The sequence below is a fragment of the Runella sp. genome, assembly GCF_965279615.1.
Lineage (GTDB): Bacteria > Bacteroidota > Bacteroidia > Cytophagales > Spirosomataceae > Runella.
The window spans coordinates 7794798-7814643 of record NZ_OZ257252.1 but is presented as its reverse complement, the minus strand read 5'-3'; the positions used below and the strand labels follow the sequence as shown (position 1 = coordinate 7814643).

18 protein-coding genes are annotated in these 19846 nt (G+C 43.7%); 13 read left to right on the top strand and 5 right to left on the bottom strand.

Annotation, left to right across the window (positions count from 1 at the left end; translation table 11 throughout):
• Positions 1–8 precede the first annotated feature (8 nt).
• Together ACQY73_RS33060 and ACQY73_RS33055 are read right to left on the bottom strand one after the other, a co-directional pair.
• Positions 9–1883: a glycoside hydrolase family 13 protein gene (locus ACQY73_RS33060; protein ID WP_428658765.1), complete on the bottom strand. Its 1875-nt coding sequence runs from the start codon at positions 1881–1883 to the stop codon at positions 9–11.
• A 91-nt stretch (positions 1884–1974) separates the two neighbouring features.
• Entirely contained in the window at positions 1975–2844 is an 870-nt protein-coding gene (locus tag ACQY73_RS33055) for an AraC family transcriptional regulator (RefSeq protein WP_428658762.1), read from the bottom strand.
• Between the two features lie 167 nt (positions 2845–3011).
• On the opposite strand from ACQY73_RS33055, the gene ACQY73_RS33050 reads away from it, so the two are divergent.
• The 6 genes from ACQY73_RS33050 to ACQY73_RS33025 all read left to right on the top strand — a co-directional run bounded on the left by ACQY73_RS33050 (position 3012) and on the right by ACQY73_RS33025 (position 8079).
• Complete coding sequence (locus tag ACQY73_RS33050; protein ID WP_428658759.1) at positions 3012–3692, top strand: HAD family hydrolase; 681 nt, start codon at positions 3012–3014, stop codon at positions 3690–3692.
• An 11-nt stretch (positions 3693–3703) separates the two neighbouring features.
• The gene (locus ACQY73_RS33045; RefSeq protein ID WP_428658756.1) at positions 3704–4093 is read left to right on the top strand and encodes a VOC family protein; all 390 of its coding nucleotides are present in this window, start codon (positions 3704–3706) and stop codon (positions 4091–4093) included.
• A gap of 4 nt (positions 4094–4097) precedes the next feature.
• Entirely contained in the window at positions 4098–5255 is a 1158-nt protein-coding gene (locus tag ACQY73_RS33040; protein ID WP_428658753.1) for an MFS transporter, read from the top strand.
• An 87-nt stretch (positions 5256–5342) separates the two neighbouring features.
• Positions 5343–6143, top strand: coding sequence for a DUF4905 domain-containing protein (locus ACQY73_RS33035; RefSeq protein ID WP_428658750.1), 801 nt, complete (start codon positions 5343–5345; stop codon positions 6141–6143).
• On the top strand, positions 6140–7195 hold the full coding sequence (locus ACQY73_RS33030) for a LysM peptidoglycan-binding domain-containing protein (protein ID WP_428658747.1): 1056 nt from the start codon (positions 6140–6142) through the stop codon (positions 7193–7195). The genes ACQY73_RS33035 and ACQY73_RS33030 overlap by 4 nt, the downstream gene beginning before the upstream one ends.
• Entirely contained in the window at positions 7192–8079 is an 888-nt protein-coding gene (locus ACQY73_RS33025) for a diacylglycerol/lipid kinase family protein (protein ID WP_428658744.1), read from the top strand. Before ACQY73_RS33030 ends, ACQY73_RS33025 begins: the two co-directional genes overlap by 4 nt.
• 158 nt (positions 8080–8237) lie before the next feature.
• Here the strand turns inward: ACQY73_RS33025 and ACQY73_RS33020 are convergent, their stop codons facing one another.
• From ACQY73_RS33020 to ACQY73_RS33010, 3 genes are all read right to left on the bottom strand, one after another.
• On the bottom strand, positions 8238–9821 hold the full coding sequence (locus tag ACQY73_RS33020) for a complex I subunit 4 family protein (RefSeq protein ID WP_428658741.1): 1584 nt from the start codon (positions 9819–9821) through the stop codon (positions 8238–8240).
• 47 nt (positions 9822–9868) lie between these two features.
• Positions 9869–11839: an NADH-quinone oxidoreductase subunit L gene (gene nuoL, locus ACQY73_RS33015; protein ID WP_428658738.1), complete on the bottom strand. Its 1971-nt coding sequence runs from the start codon at positions 11837–11839 to the stop codon at positions 9869–9871.
• A gap of 95 nt (positions 11840–11934) precedes the next feature.
• Positions 11935–12777, bottom strand: coding sequence for an alpha/beta fold hydrolase (locus ACQY73_RS33010; protein ID WP_428658735.1), 843 nt, complete (start codon positions 12775–12777; stop codon positions 11935–11937).
• A gap of 143 nt (positions 12778–12920) precedes the next feature.
• On the opposite strand from ACQY73_RS33010, the gene ACQY73_RS33005 reads away from it, so the two are divergent.
• From ACQY73_RS33005 to ACQY73_RS32975, 7 genes are all read left to right on the top strand, one after another.
• Entirely contained in the window at positions 12921–14750 is a 1830-nt protein-coding gene (locus ACQY73_RS33005) for a hypothetical protein (protein WP_428658732.1), read from the top strand.
• Between the two features lie 74 nt (positions 14751–14824).
• The gene (locus tag ACQY73_RS33000) at positions 14825–15280 is read left to right on the top strand and encodes a MarR family winged helix-turn-helix transcriptional regulator (protein ID WP_428658729.1); all 456 of its coding nucleotides are present in this window, start codon (positions 14825–14827) and stop codon (positions 15278–15280) included.
• A gap of 108 nt (positions 15281–15388) precedes the next feature.
• The gene (locus ACQY73_RS32995) at positions 15389–16003 is read left to right on the top strand and encodes a YceI family protein (RefSeq protein WP_428658726.1); all 615 of its coding nucleotides are present in this window, start codon (positions 15389–15391) and stop codon (positions 16001–16003) included.
• Between the two features lie 143 nt (positions 16004–16146).
• On the top strand, positions 16147–17280 hold the full coding sequence (locus ACQY73_RS32990) for a hypothetical protein (RefSeq protein ID WP_428658723.1): 1134 nt from the start codon (positions 16147–16149) through the stop codon (positions 17278–17280).
• Positions 17281–17314: 34 nt separating this feature from the next.
• Positions 17315–18229: a DUF72 domain-containing protein gene (locus ACQY73_RS32985; protein ID WP_428658720.1), complete on the top strand. Its 915-nt coding sequence runs from the start codon at positions 17315–17317 to the stop codon at positions 18227–18229.
• A gap of 150 nt (positions 18230–18379) precedes the next feature.
• Entirely contained in the window at positions 18380–18883 is a 504-nt protein-coding gene (locus ACQY73_RS32980) for a ubiquinol-cytochrome c reductase iron-sulfur subunit (protein ID WP_428658717.1), read from the top strand.
• A gap of 60 nt (positions 18884–18943) precedes the next feature.
• Positions 18944–19846: a DUF5777 family beta-barrel protein gene (locus tag ACQY73_RS32975; protein ID WP_428658714.1), complete on the top strand. Its 903-nt coding sequence runs from the start codon at positions 18944–18946 to the stop codon at positions 19844–19846.

Here is a 19846-nt window from a genome sequence, read left to right as displayed (position 1 = left end):
CCCCTTTCTTATTTCAGTTCCAACACCCACGCCGTCATGGCAGGGATTTTTAAGGATGCAAGTGAAGGAACCGCTTCTTCTGTTAACACATTTTTGGCCGATGTAAAACCCTGCATTCGCTCGGCAAAACGAGCCGTTTCCAAGGTGGTAGCATCCGGATTTGTATTCATTATGACCATGATAGTTTTTTGTGCATTGTAACGAAAATATACGTAAAAGCCATTTTGAGGAACAAACTGCGTGAATTTTCCGCTGTGCAACGCGGGGGTATTCTTACGGTAATTTGCCAGTTTTTTCACAAAATCAAACGCTTCATTCTCACGCGCGCTACGCCCCGAGGCCAAGAATTTATTTTCGTTATCTGATTTCCAACCTCCTGCAAAATCTTTTCGCACTTCGGCATCGGTCGGGTTTTTGAAGTTTTTCATCAATACCTCGGTTCCGTAATAAAAATGCGGAATGCCGCGCGTGGTCAGCAACCATGCTACACCTAACTTATATTTATTAAAATCTTCGCCAATGACCGAAAAGAAACGGTCAGTATCATGGTTTTCCAGAAAGGTCACCATTTTGGAAGGGTCCTGATACAGAAAATCCTGCGATAACGCCTGATACACGCGATTGATTCCGCTGTCCCATCCAAACGATTCTTTCAGACCGTCGTTAATGGCCGCAAAACTTGGGAAATCACACGTGCCGGGCTGATTACATTGAAAAGGAAATTTTACGTTGTTTCGTACAAAATAAGACAATGAAGCAGGATTGGTCACCCAAGTCTCTCCAAAGATCAACAGATTGGGATATTCATCCAACAACGCCTGATTGCAGCGATTCATGAAAGGCATGTCGTTGTACTTATACGTATCAATGCGCCAACCATCTACGCCAAACTCTTCGGTACTCCAAAGAGCGTGTTGAATAAGATAGGTTGCAAAGAAAGGGCTGCGCTGATTTACATCGGGCAAAAAGGGCGTAAACCAACCGTCTGTCAGGTATTTACGGTCAATTTCGGCACCGTTCGGATCAGGAATGGCCTGTTCTTTATGCGTTGTTCCGGTATACGAAGGCCAAGTATTGAACCAATCTTTGGTCGGTGGATCTAGAAACATCCAATGATCTTCCGAAACGTGATTGTAAACCGCATCCTGAATAAGTTTCATGCCGCGCCGATGAAGGGCAGCAGAGAGTTGTTTATAGCCTTCATTTCCGCCAAAACGACGGTCAATTTTGTAGTGATCGCTGAAATGATACCCATGATAAGCGGCCTGCGAATTGCCGTGTAGTTCTTTTTTGAGTGTAGTGTTATTCTCAATGACGGGCGTATTCCAAAGCGTCGTTACCCCCAACTCCTGTAAATAATCCAAGTGAGTGATGATTCCCTGAAAATCGCCGCCGTGGCGTAGAAAAGGGACATTCTTATCCGCTTTTGTATCCAACATATCCGCAAACGAGTCGTTAGATTCATCGCCGTTGGCGAAGCGGTCGGGCATGAGCAGATAAACAAAATCAGAAGAATTGACGGTAACAGGTTTGTGGTGTTTTGTTCCCAACACATACTTTTGGGTAGTTTTCGCGTCTCCGTCCGCAAACACCAGAGTCATTGTACCGGCTTTTGCCGTTTTTGCAATACTCAAGTCTACAAACAGGTAATTTGGGTTTTCAACTTTGTGCGTTTTGACAATTTGAATGCCCGGATAACTTACGCTTACCGTGGCTCTGCTGATATTTTTGCCATAGACCAGTAGTTGCACGTTAGGATTTTTCATTCCGACCCACCAGTTAGAGGGATGGATTTTCTGAATTTCGAGAGATTGAGCGATCAAAACAGTTTTCGCCAAAGCCAGTACAAGGCTTAACGTCAAGCATTTAGTAAATTTCATCATAGGAATAATTATTTTAATTCTCAAAAATAAGCAAAAAATCTACCTAACCATGCGCAGACGCACATCGTAACGGAAAGGCTACGGGAAGCTCTTAGGAAAGCGGATAAACCGTCGTTGAAAATTGTTGACGGTATTCGCTGGGGCTTTGGTGCGTAAGTTTGCGGAAGGTTCGGTTAAAATGGGACAGATTATTGAACCCGCACTCGTAGGCTACCTCCGCCACATTGACATTTTGCAAAAGCATGACCCGCGCATGGTTAATGCGGTAGTCATTGACAAACTCGGTGAATGTTTGATTGGTTATTTTTTTGAAGTAACGACAAAAAGCGGGTAAACTTAAATTGACGGTTTCGGCCACATCATTTGGGTCAATTTCTGTTTGAAAATGCGTTTCTACAAATGCATAGATCTGCCGTAATCGTTCGGTTTCTTTGGGCGGTACATCGGGACTTTTATCTTCTGAATGCAGCAGTTGATAATCGGTTGCCAACGCCATTTCCTGCAATATCCAAAGCAAGCTCATCATACGTTCAAAGCCCGTTTGATGCAGCATTTGTTGGATTTTTTCGCCCACTTTCCGTTTCGTTTCCGCGCCGAAAGCCAGCCCTCTTTTTGACTTTTGAAAAAGCAATTGGATGGATTCCATCTCTACATTTTTCAGAAATTCTTTTCCCAGAAAATCTTCGCGCATTTGTATTACAAATTCCTCAAAGTCACTGCTTTGCCCGTAAGCAAAATTAAGATGAGGGATATTTGGCCCGATAAAAACCAACTCACCCGCTTCATAGCGCGATAAATGCTGGCCGATCTGGCGGCGCCCCTTGCCGGCAGGAATATAAACGATCTCATATTCAGGATGATGGTGCCAATATACGCGACAACTTTCTTCATCAGTTGCGTGGTACAATCGGAAAGAATTTCCGACGGTAGGCTCAATTTTTTCAAATTCTAAACGGGCCATTTTGCATATTTTAACACATAATTACAAAAAAAAGTCAATGAAGTACCGGAAGTGGCAAACAAAATCGTAGCGTCGGACTTAAAATTGGCCGTAAATTTGTATCCTATTAACTCATTCATCGATTCGGATGTTTTTGCGTTTCAACGACATCCCACTTTTTTACACTTATGTCTCAACTTGCAGTAATATTTGACATGGACGGCGTCATTGCCGATACCAACCCCACCCACAACATAGCCTGGCGTAAATTTTTAGACCGTTATAAAATTGTTCCTACGGAAGACGATCTGCAAAATCACATGTACGGCAAGCATAACAGCTACATTCTCAATTACTTTCTGAAACGGGAATTACTGACCGAGGAGCTTTTGCGGCTACAATTTGAAAAGGAAGCGTTGTTCAGAGAATTATACACAAGTATCGTTCAACCGCTGCCGGGACTCTTGGCGTTTTTGGCAGATCTAAATAAAAACGGCGTAAAAACAGGCATTGCTACATCAGCACCGGTTGAAAATCTGGAAATGATGGTAGCGCAAATTCCGTTTTTGAACGAAGTAATGAGTTCCATGCTTTCTGAAAAAGATGTCAGCAATCATAAACCGCACCCTGAAGTATACCTTAAAAGTGCCGAGCGTTTGGGCGTTTTACCTTCGCAATGTGTGGTGTTTGAAGACTCTGTTTCGGGGGTCAATGCAGGGTTGGCCGCAGGTATGAGAGTAGTGGGCGTAACCACATCCCATACTTCCGATGAACTGCCTCCGTGCAGCGCCTACATCAGCGATTATACCACTCTATCGTTCAAATTCATTCAGCAGCTAATGAATCAGCACGTTAGCATTAACTCTTGATAATCAAAACAATGCACATTGACCATTTGGCTATTTGGTGCCATGACCTTGAACGAATGCGGTCTTTTTACGAGCTGTATTTTGGCGCGGTTTCCAATGAAAAATACATAAACGAAAAGAAAAAATTTGAGTCCTATTTTCTATCGTTTGAAGAAGGTCCTCGGTTGGAGATCATGCAGATGGTCAACATACCGGCGCACGCAAACGATGTTTATGCGCAGTTTACGGGGCTTACTCATTTTGCCGTTTCGGTGGGAAGTGAAGAAAGCGTAGACCAACTCACCGAGCTTTTACGAAGTGACGGCTACGAAGTGGTCGGAGAACCGCGTCGAACGGGGGATGGCTACTACGAAAGTGTGGTTTTTGACCCCGAACAAAACAGAATTGAAATTACTGCTTAATAAAATGACTACCCACTTAAAAACCTATTTTACCCACAGCAGGAGTTTGGCCATTGGAGCCATTTTTGCCTCGGTGGGCTTTCTGTTTGGCAACTGGGTAACGTGGATTCCGTACGTAAAACAAAAGTTTGCGTTGGACGATGCCGAACTGGGATTGCTGTTGTTAAGTCTGCCCTTTGCCAGCACGCTCACCAATCCACTTTCAACGGTCATTATCAACCGATTCGGTATGCGGGCTACTACCATTTGGGGGCTGGCAGCAATGGCCGTTGCGTATTCGTTACCCGTCAATGTTCCTTACCTTTGGATGACCTCGGCGGGATTGGGGCTCATGGGAATCGGCATTGCTTTCACCAACGTAGCCATGAATACCTGCGTTACGTCCATTGAGCGTCAGGACGGCATTTACATCATGTCAACCTCACACGGTATGTTCAGTGCGGGCGGAATGTTGGGTTCGGCATTGGCCAGCGTATTGATGGGTCTGAAAATCTCTCCTGCATTGCATATTGCGGGGGTATCTGTTTTTGTACTTTCGGTAGCTATCATTGCCCGTCCCATTGTCATGAGTATTCATGAAGAAAAACGAACGAACGAAGAAGGTGCAAAATTTGCGTGGCCCAATCGGGTGTTGATGGGAATGATCGCTATTTCTCTTTGTACCAACATTACCGAAGGAACCATGTCTGATTGGACAGCGGTATACATGCGTGACGTGGTCAAATCAAACGACTTTTTTATCGGCTGGGGATTTGCCTGCTACGCCCTCTTCATGGCTTCGGGACGGTTCATCGGCGATTCTCTTATTCCACGATACGGCAGTCGTAAAGTACTGGTTGCGGGTGGAATGTTGGCAGCCGTTGGAATTATGATCGCGGTACTTTTGCCCCATACATTTACTGCCATTCTTGGTTTTGGAATGGTAGGTGCCGGTGTTTCTTGTGGCGCACCCATTTTGTACGGCAGTGCCGCACGGGTGCCGGGCATGGCCAAAGGGGCCGGCCTTGCTACCATGAATACCTTCAGCTTGGCCGGTTTTTTGGCCGGCCCTGCCATCATCGGTTTGGTTTCCAACGCACTCAGTCTTTCGTTTGCGATAGGTTTAGTCGCAATTTTAGCGCTTATTTGGTCTTTTCTATCAAGCCGAGCAAATTTGTATTAACCCCACTGAAAGCAGAAAGGTTTGACAAGCTTTTCTGCTTTCGCTACTTTTGGTCCTTCAAATGACATAAATTCAGAAAGGCCCATTTTGCTCACTACCCAATCTCTCTCGTTATCGCTCCCTGTTTGGCGTATTTTATACGATTCTCTTCCTATTCCCGCTACCAAGCAATTATTGATTCTTGAACTGCGCGATAAAAACCAACTTAAATGGTGTGTTTTTGATTGCGAAACATGCTCACTGCTTTGGGAAAAAACATTTTCGGAAACAACCTGGTGGACCGGCGCCATAGGGTTTTACTCAGGCATACTTTTACTTCACGAATATTCCGGAAGCGACCAACCTGCTCCCAAAAAACTTTTTGCCATAAATGCTTTGACAGGAGAAGTGAATTGGGTAGTGGAAGGCAGTAAATTTGAACAAACGGACGGTATAAATCTTCAAACGTCCCGTCTGCGCCCGGAGAGCGCTCCCATCATAGAACAAAGGTTGCTTTCGACGGGGTTAACGGCTGATTTCCCCGTAGTTGTCACCAAAATTCCCGTTGCACAATGGCAATCTCCCTTGGTTTACGATGAGCCAAACCAATATTATTCTGTAATATGTCGATTTATTGAGAAAATAACGGGAAATACGCCCGAAAAAGCGATAAATTATGGTGAAATTTCTGGACATGTATTATTTTTTTACTACTTTTACTCCGCTAACGCTATTACTTTATCCCGGTCTCTATTGGTAGTAAATTCGACGAAGACAGTTCTACTTCACGACACGATTCATTCGGAGGTGGAGAGCGCAGCTTTCGGCGAATATTTGTATGATAATCACCATGTTGTTTTTTTAAGAAAAGTTGACGAAATTACTGTAATAAAATTGCCCAGACCATGATAAAGCGCGCCGGATTTTGCCTTGTAGTGTTAGGATTATTGTGGGGAAAAGCTGCCTTTGCAACCCCTTACCGCTCTTCTTTGACTGATACCACCCGTACTGAGACCAAAAACGGTCAATCATATATTCTTCATAAAGTAGAATCAGGACAAACGTTGTACGCCGTGATGCGGAAGTACCAAACAACGATCAAAGCGTTGAAAGATGCCAACCCCGGAATGAAAGATAATCTGATCACGGGGCAAGTTGTGCGTGTACCTTCTGCGGCCCGTTCTTCTACCCCAAAAAAAGAACCTGAAAAAGATAAGCTTGTACTGGATTATGAGCTGAAACCTAAAACGGAACCTACTGTCGTTGTAAAAGAGGAAGAAAAGCCGAAAGCAGAGCCTCCAAAAGAAGAAGAGCCGAAACCGGCAGAAGCGGTTGCTGAGAAAAAACCGGAAGATCTAAACAACACAAAGCCGGCCGTAATTCCGGCTAAAACAGGAATTCATAAAGTAGAAGGCGGGCAATCGCTCTATGGGATTGCCGTCAAATACGGAGTTTTGATGGCAGACATTCGACGTTGGAATGGCCTGACTTCCGACCAATTACGATCAGGGCAGGAATTAATTGTGGCTGATCAGGCTTACCAAGACTACCTAAAGAAAAACAAAATGGATTCGGTTAAATTGGCCGATGCTAAAAAATCGAACGCCGAAAAGACTCCCGTTCCCATTCCTCGTCCCGAAGACCCCACCAATTCCAATCTGCCGGAGCCAAAAATCGCCAATACCGGCAAGCGCATTTTGGAAACGGGTGTAGCGGAAGTATTGGACGGCATGGACAGCAATAATAAATACCTGGCACTGCACCGTACGGCTCCCGTTGGCTCATTGATCCAAGTCAAAAACATGAACAACAGCCAAAGCATCTGGGTAAAAGTGATCGGCAAATTGCCCGATATCAGTGCTAACAATCGCATTATCATTAAACTTTCGGCTCGGGCGCAGGAAAAACTTTCGCCCGGTGGCCGTCAATTTATTGCCGAAATCAGTTATTTAGCCCAATGATGTTTGCCAAAAAGGCGCTGTTTATCATTAACCCAAAGTCAGGCACCCGATCAGACCAACAACGTAAACGCATTCAATTTTTAATTGAAGAACACGCTTCGAGGTTTTTTAAGGTAGAAACTGTCTTTACCTCCCATCCTCATCATGCAACTCAGGAAGCACACCGAGCCATTCGGCAAGGGTTTGATTATGTGGTTGCAGCAGGAGGGGACGGAACCGTCAATGAAATTGCGAAAACATTGATCAATTCGCCCGTAACGCTGGGAATCCTTCCGCTTGGCTCAGGAAATGGGCTTGCGCGTCATTTGGGCATTTCAATGGCCATTGAGAAAGCGCTTCGACAGCTTTGTGCGCAAAAAACAATGGAAATCGACGCCTGTTTCCTCAACCAAATGCCTTTTTTTTGCACGGCCGGCGTTGGCTTTGATGCGTACGTTGCGGCTCAATTTGCTACCTACAGCAGCCGTGGATTGCAACGCTACGCTCAAGTATCCTTCCAATCTTTCTTCCGTTATAAAGCAAAAGATTATTTATTAGAGCTTGACGGTCAGGAAATTCAATTGCCCGCTTTTGCCGTTACTTTCGCTAATGCCTCACAATACGGAAATAATGCTTACGTAGCTCCGCAGGCTAAAATTGATGATGGTTTGATAGATGTTTGCCTGTTATCTCCTTTTCCCAAACCTTTAGCCCCCATTATTGCCGCAAGGCTTTTTCAGGGCACTCTTCCCCAATCTTCTTACGTCCATACGTATAAAGTCAGAAAAGCAAAAATCAGCGCATCTGAGAAATTGCTGATTCATTTTGATGGGGAGCCTTTACAGTTGGAAACTAATGAGTTGACTATTACGATCCAACCGAAGTGTCTGAAAGTTTTAGTGTAAAACGCAGAATGCCGGATTGAGTACCTCTACGCATTTATTTTAACCGGCACGCAAAGCCGCCAAGATGCTAAGGCAATGTCTCTTATGTATTTATATCTCTGCGCCTTTGCGTGAATAATTATATCGTATTACTTAACTGTGCTTTTTCCCGCCAATGTTTACTCAAATATCTTCAACAAACCGGCCACTGTTTTGTCTGACAGCTCAAACATCCATCCCGGAAAAATGCCTAATGCAAACGCCATAAGAACCAACGGGATCAGCATCCATTTTTCTAAATTATTCAAGTCTGACAAAAACGGTATTTCTTTGGCATTTTTGGCCCAAGGTTTTCCAAAAAACATCCGCTGAAACGTCCACAGAAAATAGGCGGCCGCCAGAATAATTCCCAATGTTCCTAAAGCAGACAACCACGTAGGTAATCTGTCAGACTGAAAACCGCCCATCAACGTAAACAATTCACCAATAAATCCTGAGAAGCCCGGCAAACCCAGCGAAGCAAAGAAAGTAATACCCGTAATAATGGTGTATAAAGGCATGAATGAGATCAGCCCGCGATAATTATCAATGAGTCGATTGTGGGTACGGTCATACAATACCCCTACCAACAAAAACAACAACGACGAAAGTATCCCGTGACTCACCATTTGGTATACAGCCCCGTTGATTCCTTCGGCGGTTAGCGAAGCAATGCCCAATACCACAAAACCCATGTGCGATACCGATGAATAGGCGATCATCTTTTTCAAATCGTTCTGAGCCAAGGCATTAAAGCCCCCATACACAATTGAAATAACACCCAATGCCGCTAACGTAAAGGCATATTCGTTGGCTGCATCCGGAAAAATCGGGTACGCAATTCGTAACAAACCGTATCCCCCGATCTTCAACAAAACGCCTGCCAACACAACCGACACCGGCGTTGGAGCTTCAACGTGCGCATCGGGTAACCACGTATGCAACGGTACGATGGGTAACTTAATGGCAAAACCAATAAAAAGCAACCAAAAAGCCAACATGCGTGAAGGCATTCCTATAAGTGTAGTCTCACCGCTTACACTAAGGATGCTGTCAGGCAAATAATTACGTCCATCGGTCATCAGTCGCAGATCAAAGGTATGAACCAACGTTTTGGTCAATTCCGATTCATAGGGGTCAATAACTGATAAGTAAAGACCAATCATCACGATCAGAATTAACAACGAGCCAACCAGTGTATACAGGAAAAATTTGATGGAAGCATATTCGCGACGCGGCCCTCCCCACAATCCGATCAGGAAATACATGGGCAAAAGCATGAATTCAAAAAACAGAAAAAACAAAAAGAAATCCAACGCTAAAAAGCAGCCCACGATGCTCGTTGTAAGCAAAAGATATAGGGAATAATAGGCTTTTTCGCGTTTCACAATGGAGAACGAAGAAAAAACACCCACCATCATGACGATAGACGTTAAGATAAGCAAGGGCAAACTAATGCCGTCAACGCCTAAAATATAATCAATGGAAACCGTTCCCAAACTTCCCAACGACAGGGTTATCCAATCGGCTTTATCCACCATTTGAAAGCCCACAGTTTCGGTAGAAAAAAAGTAATAAATTACCGCCGTGACCGGTATTTGACAGGCACAGAAAAAGACGGCAATCCATTTGAACAGATGTTTCTGAGAATTGGGCAGTAATGCAATAACTACTGATCCAACCAACGGATGAAATGTAAGGAATGAGAGCAGATAAGGAATCATAATGTTACGTTAGCCATTACCCAAAATCGGCATTTGTTGCCGATAGCTTAGAAAAACAAAAAAATTAATACTAAAACACCCAAAAGCATCACTACAAAATAGGATTGAACACTGCCGTTCTGTAAGTTACGGATACGATTTCCCAAAAAGCCGGCCAGCCAAGCCAAGCCGTTCACAATGCCATCCACCACTAATCGGTCAAATCTACCTATTGCATGAGCACCGATCACGGTAAGATACGCAATCCAATTCACGATTACATCAATGATTCGCCGGTCTGCCCAATGACTCCAACGCGCCATTGATTGCAAAGGAGCAATTAGGAATACGTGTCGGTCGGTTACTTCTGAATGCTCATGCAGCCATTTTACGCTGCCGGTGATTTTTCCGAACAATGCTGTAAAAAGCGATTCAATGGAAGTGTGTAATCGTTTCAGTACCGTAATTGCGGCGGGAGTTTGAGTCGCCATCGTTGAGAAATAGCCTCCCACCAAGCCAATTGCCACAACTGCTATTGATAGCAATGCCACCATTGCATGTGAACTTTCGGTTGAATTAACGCTGAATACCTGAAAAAACCATCCATGCGCCGCATCCAATGGGTTAAAGGAAAACCATACAAAAAAAGACAAAATTGCCAATAATATAATGGGAATTTTCATGAAAGTATCGGCATCCTGAATGCTGTGTTCCTGATGCGTTCCTCCTTTAGTCCCACCTAAAAACACCTGTTTCCACTGTCTGATCACGTAAAAAGCGGTTAGTCCCGCTGATAGTAATCCTGCAACAGGAATAATCAAAGCGATGCTGTCGTATTGATTTGCCCACAAAAATGCGCCAATCAATATAGCATCTTTCGAAAGAAATCCTGAAAAAAGCGGTAAGCCCGCCAGTGCAGCCGCACAAATCGTATATGCCCAAAACGTAACGGGCATGGCCTTTCGAAGTCCTCCCATCTGCCGCGTATCCTGTGTATGAACGGCATGGATGATTACCCCCGCGCATAAAAACAACCCTGCTTTGAAAAAAGCATGGGTCAATAAATGAAACAACGCTGCTTCTTTGGCCCCAACGCCCATTCCCATCACCATTAAACCCAGTTGAGAAACCGTAGAATAAGCCAAAAGCTTTTTAATATCTGTTTGAAAAATAGCCTTATAAGCGCCAATCACCATCGTAATTGTCCCAATAATCGTGACCACTATTAATGCATCGGGCGTCAAAAAGGGATGAATTCTTCCGAGCAAAAAAATGCCGGCAGCCACCATAGTTGCGGCATGGATAAGCGCAGATACCGGCGTTGGTCCTTCCATCGCATCCGGCAACCAGGCAGAAAGCGGAAATTGGGCCGATTTGCCAATGGCTCCGCAGAATAACAACACACCTATGGCGGTAGAAAGCGCGGGAGAAGGCAGCGTAAATAGATTTGATAAAGTAGAAAATTCTGTCGCTCCCAATTGCCAAAAAAGAAGTAAAATACCTATTAAAAATCCCGCATCACCAATACGATTGAGCAAAAACGCTTTTTTGGCAGCCCATACGGCACGGGGTCGTTCGTACCAAAACCCAATAAGTAAATAAGACGACAGGCCAACCAATTCCCAAAATACGTACATTAACAATAAGTTTCCCGCCAGAACAATGCCCAACATCGAAAACACAAAAAGCTGCAAAAAAGCAAAATACCGCCAGCGAGCGGGATCATCGTGCATGTAACTTATTGAAAACAATTGAACCAAAACCGCCACAAAATGCACCACTACCAGCATCAGAAGCGTTTGATTATCCAATAAAAAGGAAAGTATCATTGGCTTTCCTTTGATAAAAAACCAATTGACCGAATATATCTGTGATTGGTCGAAGGATTGATTTGCTATAAACAAAGAAATACCCAGTCCGATAAAGGTAAGGGTCGTTCCAATATATCCGGCCGAATTATTGACCCGCTTTTGTAAAGAGAACAGGCCAATAAAACCAATAAAAGGGAAGACAAGTACAAAAATCAAATAAAGAGACATCAGGGTTGAGGCGGGACCTTTTCGGCAAATATCAGGCAAATCGGGTGTTTTTACAAAAAAGGACCAAAGGTTTACTTCATGCTATAAGAATTTCTTTACTCCGTTGCTCTTTTAATTCCCTCAACAATGAGCTCCGGATCGCTCCAGGGCACAAAATGATTCATATTTTCTTTCCAGATCGTAGTCACTTTTACGTGGGGAAGTTGACGTTTGATAAACTTTGCGTTATCGGGTGCCACCAATACATCCTTGCCGCCCTGCACCACTACCACCGGGCAGCGAATTTTATGCCAAAGCGGGCTCATTTTTTTCAGTTCACTTTCTAAAGGCAACAATTCATCGTTACTGCTCCTGAAAAATGAGGGTATTGCCCACCGCAAAGGGGTATATTTCAACGGATAACGGTACCAGTTAGATGGCTCCAATGAAGGGTCGACCGAACCGGCCACGATGACCAAGGCTTTGATATATTGCGGGTATTGAATGGCCGCTTCCACAATGATGGGGCCGCCGTACGAATGCCCCACTAAAATAACGGGCTGAGATTGGCGTTTAAGGATAGGCAATAACGCTTCCGCTTGATTTTGAAGTTCATCTTCAGCACCTTCTGCCTGCGATTCTCCAAAACCGGGTCTGTCTACCGTCATTAAATGGTAATGGGCCAATAAAAAGGTGTCTTTCAAAAAAGCTTTGAAATTATCCCAAGACCCCGGCGATCCGTGGACAAACAGCAATGGTTGTTGCAACGAATCTCCAATGTCAACGTAATGTAATTGCCGACCCAGTGCCTGATAGAAATGTCGCTTGGGCTGATAACGACTGTTGGCAAAATAATTGTGCATGTCTTTATCGTTCATTCTGCTCGTAAAACAGGAAGAAGCAACGGCCGCTAACACATATAAAGAACATATGATAATGAGTATTTTTCGGTATTTCATGGGTATATTTGGAAGAGTTATCTATGGATTAACCAATTATAGATTTTTTTAGTTAAGAATTAAATAAAAGAAATTGTATTCTCGTATGTATTCCGATGATTTACTATGGAAAACACATACTATCAACTTTACTGATCAGCCTAATGCTTTTGGAAGCATTGGGGCAAAGAGTGCCATTGGATAGTATCTCGAAAGTTCAAATCGATGCCCCTACGGCCAAAGACACGGCCTTTGGGCTTCGGGCTAAAAAAGTAGTTCCCAAAACCATTTACAATTTTCTGTTTCGCGATATCTATAACAGTACCAACGCCGGAACTACGGTCAGTGAAATCGAAGAAAATCCGCATAAAGCATTTGAAGGGCGTTGGATTCGTAAAGTGTTCGTCCACAGCTCGGACGTATTTGGCTATAGTGTTTATGACACCCTGCGTGGTCCTAACAACTGGCTTGACCGTGTCGGCAATCAATTTCACCGCAGTACCCGAGAGTGGGTTATCAGAGATAATTACCTGTTTTTTGAAGAAGGCGACGTCATTGACCCCGAAAAAATCAAGGACAATGAACGTTATTTACGACAACAAGGCATTTTTCACGATGCCCGAATCCTGATCGTGCCTTATAAAAATGCCAAAGACGCGGTCGATGTACACGTTTATACCCAAGACGTGTGGTCGCTGCTTCCGGACGGTTCCGCTTCCGGACTCAATAATTTTTCGTTTGGGTTGGAACAACGGAATTTTCAGGGAATGGGCCATTTGTTTAAAAATTCCATCGCATACAATGGCAATGACCCACGTCAAAAACTCGAATATGCAGGGCGATACGTTATTCCTTCTTATAAAAGAACGTTCATCACCGGGCAGGGAATTTTAAATCTGCAACGAGATCAAAAACAACTTGGGTTTAAAATATTCCGGCCTTTTCTGACCCCTCAAATGAAATATGCCGGCTCCATTGAGATCAGCTACAACAATTTACGCCTTTACGAATTTACGCGCGATTCTCTCTCGGGGCTTTCTGTTCGTAATTATTTCTGGTCTCAATACACATTATTTGATGCTTGGATCGGACGATCATTCAAAGTGTTTTTTGGCGATGATAAACTCCGCGAACGTGCCCGATTCGTGATAGCGTTACGACACACTCGTCAAACTTTTTATAACCGAGGGCGAGCGGTGACCGATAGCACCAACCAGCTTTTTCAAAATACTCGCCCTACCCTGTTCAGTTTTGGATTTTCCAATCGACGTTATAAACGGGATTTGCTCATTTACGGTTTTGGCCGCACAGAAGACGTTCCTTTGGGTGAAATGGCAGCGCTTATTTACGGAAGTGACCCCGCCGAATTGGGCGAACGAAAATACATCGGTGTGAAATTTTCTAAAGCCCGTTACATGAAAGCCGGCTATTTATATAGCTTGATCAATCTCGGAACCTATGTAAAAAAGGGCTCTACCGAACAGGGAGTTTTCAGTACTGAAAACAATTATTTTTCTCCTTTACATACTATTGGAAAACGTTGGTATGCCCGGCATTTTCTAAACGTAAAATTCGGGTGGGGGTTCAATCGGTTTCAGAATGAATATTTTAACCTAAGCGGAAACGAAGGAATTCAGGGAATCAGCAGTGATGAAATGCGGGGTACCCGTAAATTGGTCATTGGGGTAGAAAGTGTCCTTTTCAGTCCTATCAATTTCTTAGGATTCCGGATGGCCCCTTTTGTATTTTCAACTTTTGGTTGGGCTTCCTTCAAAGGTCAACGGCTGTTAGACACCAGCCCTTTTCGCAGTTATGGTATCGGTTTTAGGTTCCGAAACGAAAATCTTACCTTTAATACTTTTCAGATACGACTTAGTTATTATTCCGGCATCCCCAATATTGGCCAACCATTAAGAGTCGGTTTTGAGGGAGTTACTCCCCTTCGATTACGGGATTTTGATATTTCTGCACCGGAAATCATTCCTTTCAGATAATTTTTTTTAATAAATGTATTGACATATAATGTAATTACATTTATATTTGCATCGTCAAATTTGATGAATGCATTATGTCTATTGAAACCGACATCAAACAAAGTAAGTTCAGAAACGCTTACCACAAAATGGCACTCAACTTGATCTATACGACGAGTTGGTTGTCCAACAGTCAGGCGTGCCTCTTAAGACCATTTGATCTGACAACGCAACAGTACAATGTATTGCGGATTTTAAGAGGCCAATACCCCGATCCGGTCAGAGTTAATGACATTATTGAGCGAATGCTTGACAAAATGTCAAATGCATCACGTTTAGTGGACAAACTCTTGGCAAAAGAATTGGTGAAACGCACTGAGTGCCCACACGATCGCCGCGCCGTTGACGTGGTCATTACGGAGGCCGGTCTCCAAGTTCTTGCTGAAATAGATACAATTCAGGGAGAATGGGAACAAAAACTCCAAAACGTTACGGAAGAAGAAGCAACCCTTCTGAGTGATATTTTGGATAAACTAAGAGGTTCAGTATAACTTCAAAAATAGTTATACCTCTTTAAGCATTGTAAATAAAACTATACAAAATCCATCAAAAAAGTCTTTTAATTTAATTTTTAAATCGTTTAAAATCCCACAAGTAAAATGAAAACAATCAAAATGATTGCAAGTGTGTTGGTAGCCGGTATGATGATGATCAACTCTGCTATTGCAACCGAAAAAACAGCCTCTAAAAAAGCGGTTTCTTTCAAAGTTGATGCTTCTAAAAGCGCAGTAAAATGGCACGCCAAAAAAGTAACCGGCGAACACTTCGGAACGATCAATTTAGCCAATGGCGTATTGACCGTAGATGGCACTAAAATCACCGGCGGTTCTTTCGAGATCGATATGACAAGTATCAAATGTGATGATATTACAGATGCAGGTTATAATGCAAAATTGGTTGGACACCTTAAGTCGGAAGATTTCTTCTCAGTAGAGAAAAATCCAAAAGCTATCTTCAAAATCACCAAAGCAGAAGGATCAGGGGCTAATTACACACTTACCGGCGATCTTACCATCAAAGGAATTACGCAAAGTGTTTCTTTCCCTGCCACTGTTAAAGCTGATGCAAAAGGAGTAACTGCCACTTCAAAAATTACACTTGACCGTACAAAATGGGATATCCGTTACGGTTCAAAATCATTCATTCCTAACATCGGTGACAAAGCCATCTATGATGATTTTGATCTTGATGTAACGCTGACAGCCGTAAAATAAGCGCTGTCAAAGTCTTTAAATTATGCTTACAAAACCCCGTCCAAAAAAGTCGGGGTTTTGTTTATTTCAGACGTACTATTTTTTCAGAATATGCGTTATTTAAGCAAGCATGCAATTCCGCTAGACCGCAAACTGCACACTTCATGAAAAGCCTATTCTGCCTATTAACAGCCCTTTCAACTTTTTGCTACACTCAAGCCCAAACTTCCCAACCGGAGGAAGAGGAAGAAGATGCATTTGTATGCCATTATTTTGGCTACAAACAGCTTCAAACACCCAAAGAAATTTGCAATTACCTGAGCTTTCGCTCCAATCAACACGCCGAAGAAGTGGTCGATCAAATACTTCGTCAGGTAGGTTTACTGCGTAATTTCGTGGTGGTAGAATGCCCCAATACCGAAAACTGCTTCGCCACGGTGGTGGATGGGCAACGGTATATTGTTTATGACGGAGCATTTATGAAGCGCGTCGAAAATGTGACACATACTGACTGGTCGGCCATCAGTATCGTGGCACACGAGATCGGTCACCATTTGCAGGGCCATACCATCGATGGAAAGGGAAGCCGTCCACAAAAAGAATTGGAAGCAGACCGATTCTCCGGTTTTGTGATGCAGCGCCTTGGTGCATCGCTTGACGAAGCGCTGGTTGCCATTAAAACCCTCGGCGACGACAAACCCACGTATTCTCACCCCGCAAAAGTAGCGCGTGTGGAAGCCATCCGTCAGGGTTGGGTTGATGCGGCAGGTATGCTCTCAACAACGGCAGGCCGTCCTTCCACTTCAAGCGGTTCTCAAGTTGCTAATCGTACTGCTCAGTCTACCGTACCAACCGTTACTCCTTCCCGACCGGTAGTGGTTACTCCAAAGGAAGAAGAGCCGGAAGATGACAATGTAGGATGCGTTGCGGGCAACTGCGACAATGGTCTTGGCATCTATATGCATGAAAGCGGTGAACGCTACGAAGGTGATTTCAGATATGGCAAGCGCCACGGAACAGGTGTTCAATATTATCCTGACGGAATGATGAAATACAAAGGCGATTTCCGTACCGATCAACGCACCGGATACGGAGCCTATTATTTCCCGAACGGCGATAAATACGTAGGCTTGTTTCAAAACAACCTTCCGCACGGAAAAGGCACTTATTACTACGCTGACGGTGACCGATTTGTGGGAATTTATGAAAACGGCAAACGAAACGGACAAGGCGCATTTTACCACCGTGACGGCCGGCGTGAAGCAGGAATATACTCTGCCGATGCGCGTGTAAAATAGGGAACTCCCCTATTGTGTTACTTGACCTCATTCTATGGATTTTGGGAAATTAGAAGATATTTCAAAGGTTGATTTCACCTTACCGCCTGACCATCCTTTTACCGGTCAAGTGCTTGCTCATTTCAAGGCTTCACCTCCCAAATCACCGACTTGTTTTATTGGCCCTCCCATTTGGGCCAATAAAGAATGGGTCGGAAAAATATATCCCACAACTGCCAAAGAAAAGGACTTCTTATTTCATTATACACGCCAGTTCAATTCCATTGAGCTCAACGTCACCCATTATCAGATTCCAAGCGAAGCCACTATCCAACGTTGGAAAGAAGCGGCGGCTCCCGGGTTTCGTTTTTGCCCTAAATGGCCTCAAACCATCAGTCATGAATACCAATTGAAGGGCGTTGATCACCTGAGTCATGAGTTTACGACTGCTGTTTTGGGTTTAGGTGAGCACTTAGGAACCACCTTTTTACAACTGGGTCCTGCTTTTGATACCTATCAATTTAAAACATTAGAGCATTTTCTAAAACAACTTCCTCTTGATTTTCCCATTGCCGTTGAATTTCGTCATCCGGATTGGTTTTCCAACAATGCTATTTGGCAAAAAACCGTTGAAATGCTTTATGAGTTGGGAGTTGGAACCGTAATGTCCGATGTGGCAGGTCGGCGCGATGTGCTGCACATGAGCCTTACCACCCCAACTGTTACGTTACGTTTTGTTGGTCACGAACTCCATCCAACGGATTATACCCGCGTAGATGCCTGGGTGCAACGCTTAAAAACCTGGTACCAACAGGGAGTTCAAACCGCTTATATTTTTGTCCACTGCGGAGAAAACATCAATGCTCCGGAACTTACCAAATACTGGATCGAACAACTCAATAAGCATTGCGGGCTATCGCTACAACCTCCCCGCATCCAGCCCAAAGTGGTGCAGGGTTCGCTGTTTTAGTCATTAAAATCAGTGGTGTAACTATTCAGATACTCAGGCTTCTACTTATTTTATTTTAAAAAAACGGTCAATCAACGCAACCGTAGGCAATCTATGCCCGTAAATGAATGTAGGAACATATTTCTTTACTTACACTAACTTTTATTGAACATGAAACAGACAACCATGAAAAGAGGACAGTTCTTACGTGAATTAGGCCTGAGCGGGAGTGCGTTAATGGCTTTTTACTGCATGGGAACTACCCTGACCGCCTGCTCTACAGGCAGTGACGATCCAACACCCGGTACAGGCACCAACACAGGAACGACTTCCGGTCTTACAGGAAATGCTGATTTAAGTAAAGGAGCGATCAGTTTTACCCTTGATCTAACCAACAGCAATTACTCAAAACTTAAGACCATCGGCGAATATCTGATCGTAGGAACTGTAATTGTAGCCAATGCCAAAGGCACTATTGTTGCTTTAACTAAAGTATGCACACATGAAGGCTCACCGGTTCAGTACCGATCTGCTCAAAATGATTTCTATTGCAATAACCACTTTTCAGAATACAGCACAACCGGAGCCGTAGAAGTAGGCCCTGCCACCAAAGCTCTGACTACCTATACCGCCAAATTAAGTACCGACGGCAATATCTTGACCGTAACTGCGTAATTTTCGCTCGTAAAAGCTATCCTTATTCTTCAATTAGCCAAGTAACCTAAATTTTAAAGTATGAAAGCACTTGCTCCGGTAGTTATAACGTTGTTGCTGGCGAGTTCATTGAACGTAAACGCGCAGGAAGATCTAACGAAAATGCTCGAACAAAACGAGACCAAAACAACAGATTATACGACCGCTACTTTCAAAGGAACCCGCATCATCAACGGTCACTCTGTCGAAACGGTCAAGAAAAACCACATGGATTTTATCATTCATCACCGTTTTGACCGCCTTAATTCAGGAGCATATAATCTTTTCGGTCTTGATTATTCTACTGTTCGGTTAGGTTTTGAATACGGCCTAACCGACAATGTCACGATTGGAATAGGTCGTAGCAGTGTTCAGAAAACCTTTGACTTTTTTGCTAAAGCAAAATTACTTCGTCAATCTACCGGAGCAGGAAATGTTCCTTTCACAGTAACGGGATTTGTAAGTTCGGTCATTGAAACACAGGACAAAACGCTTTCAACCCAAGACAAAACGTCCTATTGTACTCAACTCTTGATCGCCCGTAAATTCAGCGACCGTTTGTCCCTGCAACTTAATCCGACGTTTTTGTACCGTAACCGAGTAGCAACGGCGGCTCAGGAAAGAGCCCTTTTTGCGTTGGGATTTGGCGGACGAATGAAATTGAACAAACGTCTTTCCTTAAACGCTGAATATTATTGGGCTTTTCGTGAAAAAGATTTGGAAAATACCATCGGCGATAAGTACGGAAACTCACTCGCCCTTGGCGTAGATATTGAAACGGGCGGGCACGTTTTCCAACTTCATTTCACCAATTCATCAGGAATGGTTGAAAAACAGTTTATCGGCGATACCTCAGGCAGTTGGAGCAAAGGCGATATTCGTTGGGGTTTCAATGTTTCGAGAACTTTCAGTTTTGACAAACGCGCTAAAGGAATGATGAAATAA

What these genes read in the sequence shown, in the direction of transcription:
- ACQY73_RS32985 (WP_428658720.1), top strand. Translation starts at nt 17,315, where the DNA reads ATGGATTTTGGGAAATTAGAAGATATTTCAAAGGTTGATTTCACCTTA.
- ACQY73_RS32990 (WP_428658723.1), top strand. Translation starts at nt 16,147, where the DNA reads ATGAAAAGCCTATTCTGCCTATTAACAGCCCTTTCAACTTTTTGCTAC.
- ACQY73_RS32975 (WP_428658714.1), top strand. Translation starts at nt 18,944, where the DNA reads ATGAAAGCACTTGCTCCGGTAGTTATAACGTTGTTGCTGGCGAGTTCA.
- ACQY73_RS33025 (WP_428658744.1), top strand. Translation starts at nt 7,192, where the DNA reads ATGATGTTTGCCAAAAAGGCGCTGTTTATCATTAACCCAAAGTCAGGC.
- ACQY73_RS33020 (WP_428658741.1), bottom strand. Translation starts at nt 9,821, where the DNA reads ATGATTCCTTATCTGCTCTCATTCCTTACATTTCATCCGTTGGTTGGA.
- ACQY73_RS32995 (WP_428658726.1), top strand. Translation starts at nt 15,389, where the DNA reads ATGAAAACAATCAAAATGATTGCAAGTGTGTTGGTAGCCGGTATGATG.
- ACQY73_RS33060 (WP_428658765.1), bottom strand. Translation starts at nt 1,883, where the DNA reads ATGATGAAATTTACTAAATGCTTGACGTTAAGCCTTGTACTGGCTTTG.
- ACQY73_RS33000 (WP_428658729.1), top strand. Translation starts at nt 14,825, where the DNA reads ATGTCTATTGAAACCGACATCAAACAAAGTAAGTTCAGAAACGCTTAC.
- ACQY73_RS33005 (WP_428658732.1), top strand. Translation starts at nt 12,921, where the DNA reads ATGCTTTTGGAAGCATTGGGGCAAAGAGTGCCATTGGATAGTATCTCG.
- ACQY73_RS33030 (WP_428658747.1), top strand. Translation starts at nt 6,140, where the DNA reads ATGATAAAGCGCGCCGGATTTTGCCTTGTAGTGTTAGGATTATTGTGG.
- ACQY73_RS33010 (WP_428658735.1), bottom strand. Translation starts at nt 12,777, where the DNA reads ATGAAATACCGAAAAATACTCATTATCATATGTTCTTTATATGTGTTA.
- ACQY73_RS32980 (WP_428658717.1), top strand. Translation starts at nt 18,380, where the DNA reads ATGAAACAGACAACCATGAAAAGAGGACAGTTCTTACGTGAATTAGGC.
- nuoL (WP_428658738.1), bottom strand. Translation starts at nt 11,839, where the DNA reads ATGTCTCTTTATTTGATTTTTGTACTTGTCTTCCCTTTTATTGGTTTT.
- ACQY73_RS33050 (WP_428658759.1), top strand. Translation starts at nt 3,012, where the DNA reads ATGTCTCAACTTGCAGTAATATTTGACATGGACGGCGTCATTGCCGAT.
- ACQY73_RS33045 (WP_428658756.1), top strand. Translation starts at nt 3,704, where the DNA reads ATGCACATTGACCATTTGGCTATTTGGTGCCATGACCTTGAACGAATG.
- ACQY73_RS33055 (WP_428658762.1), bottom strand. Translation starts at nt 2,844, where the DNA reads ATGGCCCGTTTAGAATTTGAAAAAATTGAGCCTACCGTCGGAAATTCT.
- ACQY73_RS33040 (WP_428658753.1), top strand. Translation starts at nt 4,098, where the DNA reads ATGACTACCCACTTAAAAACCTATTTTACCCACAGCAGGAGTTTGGCC.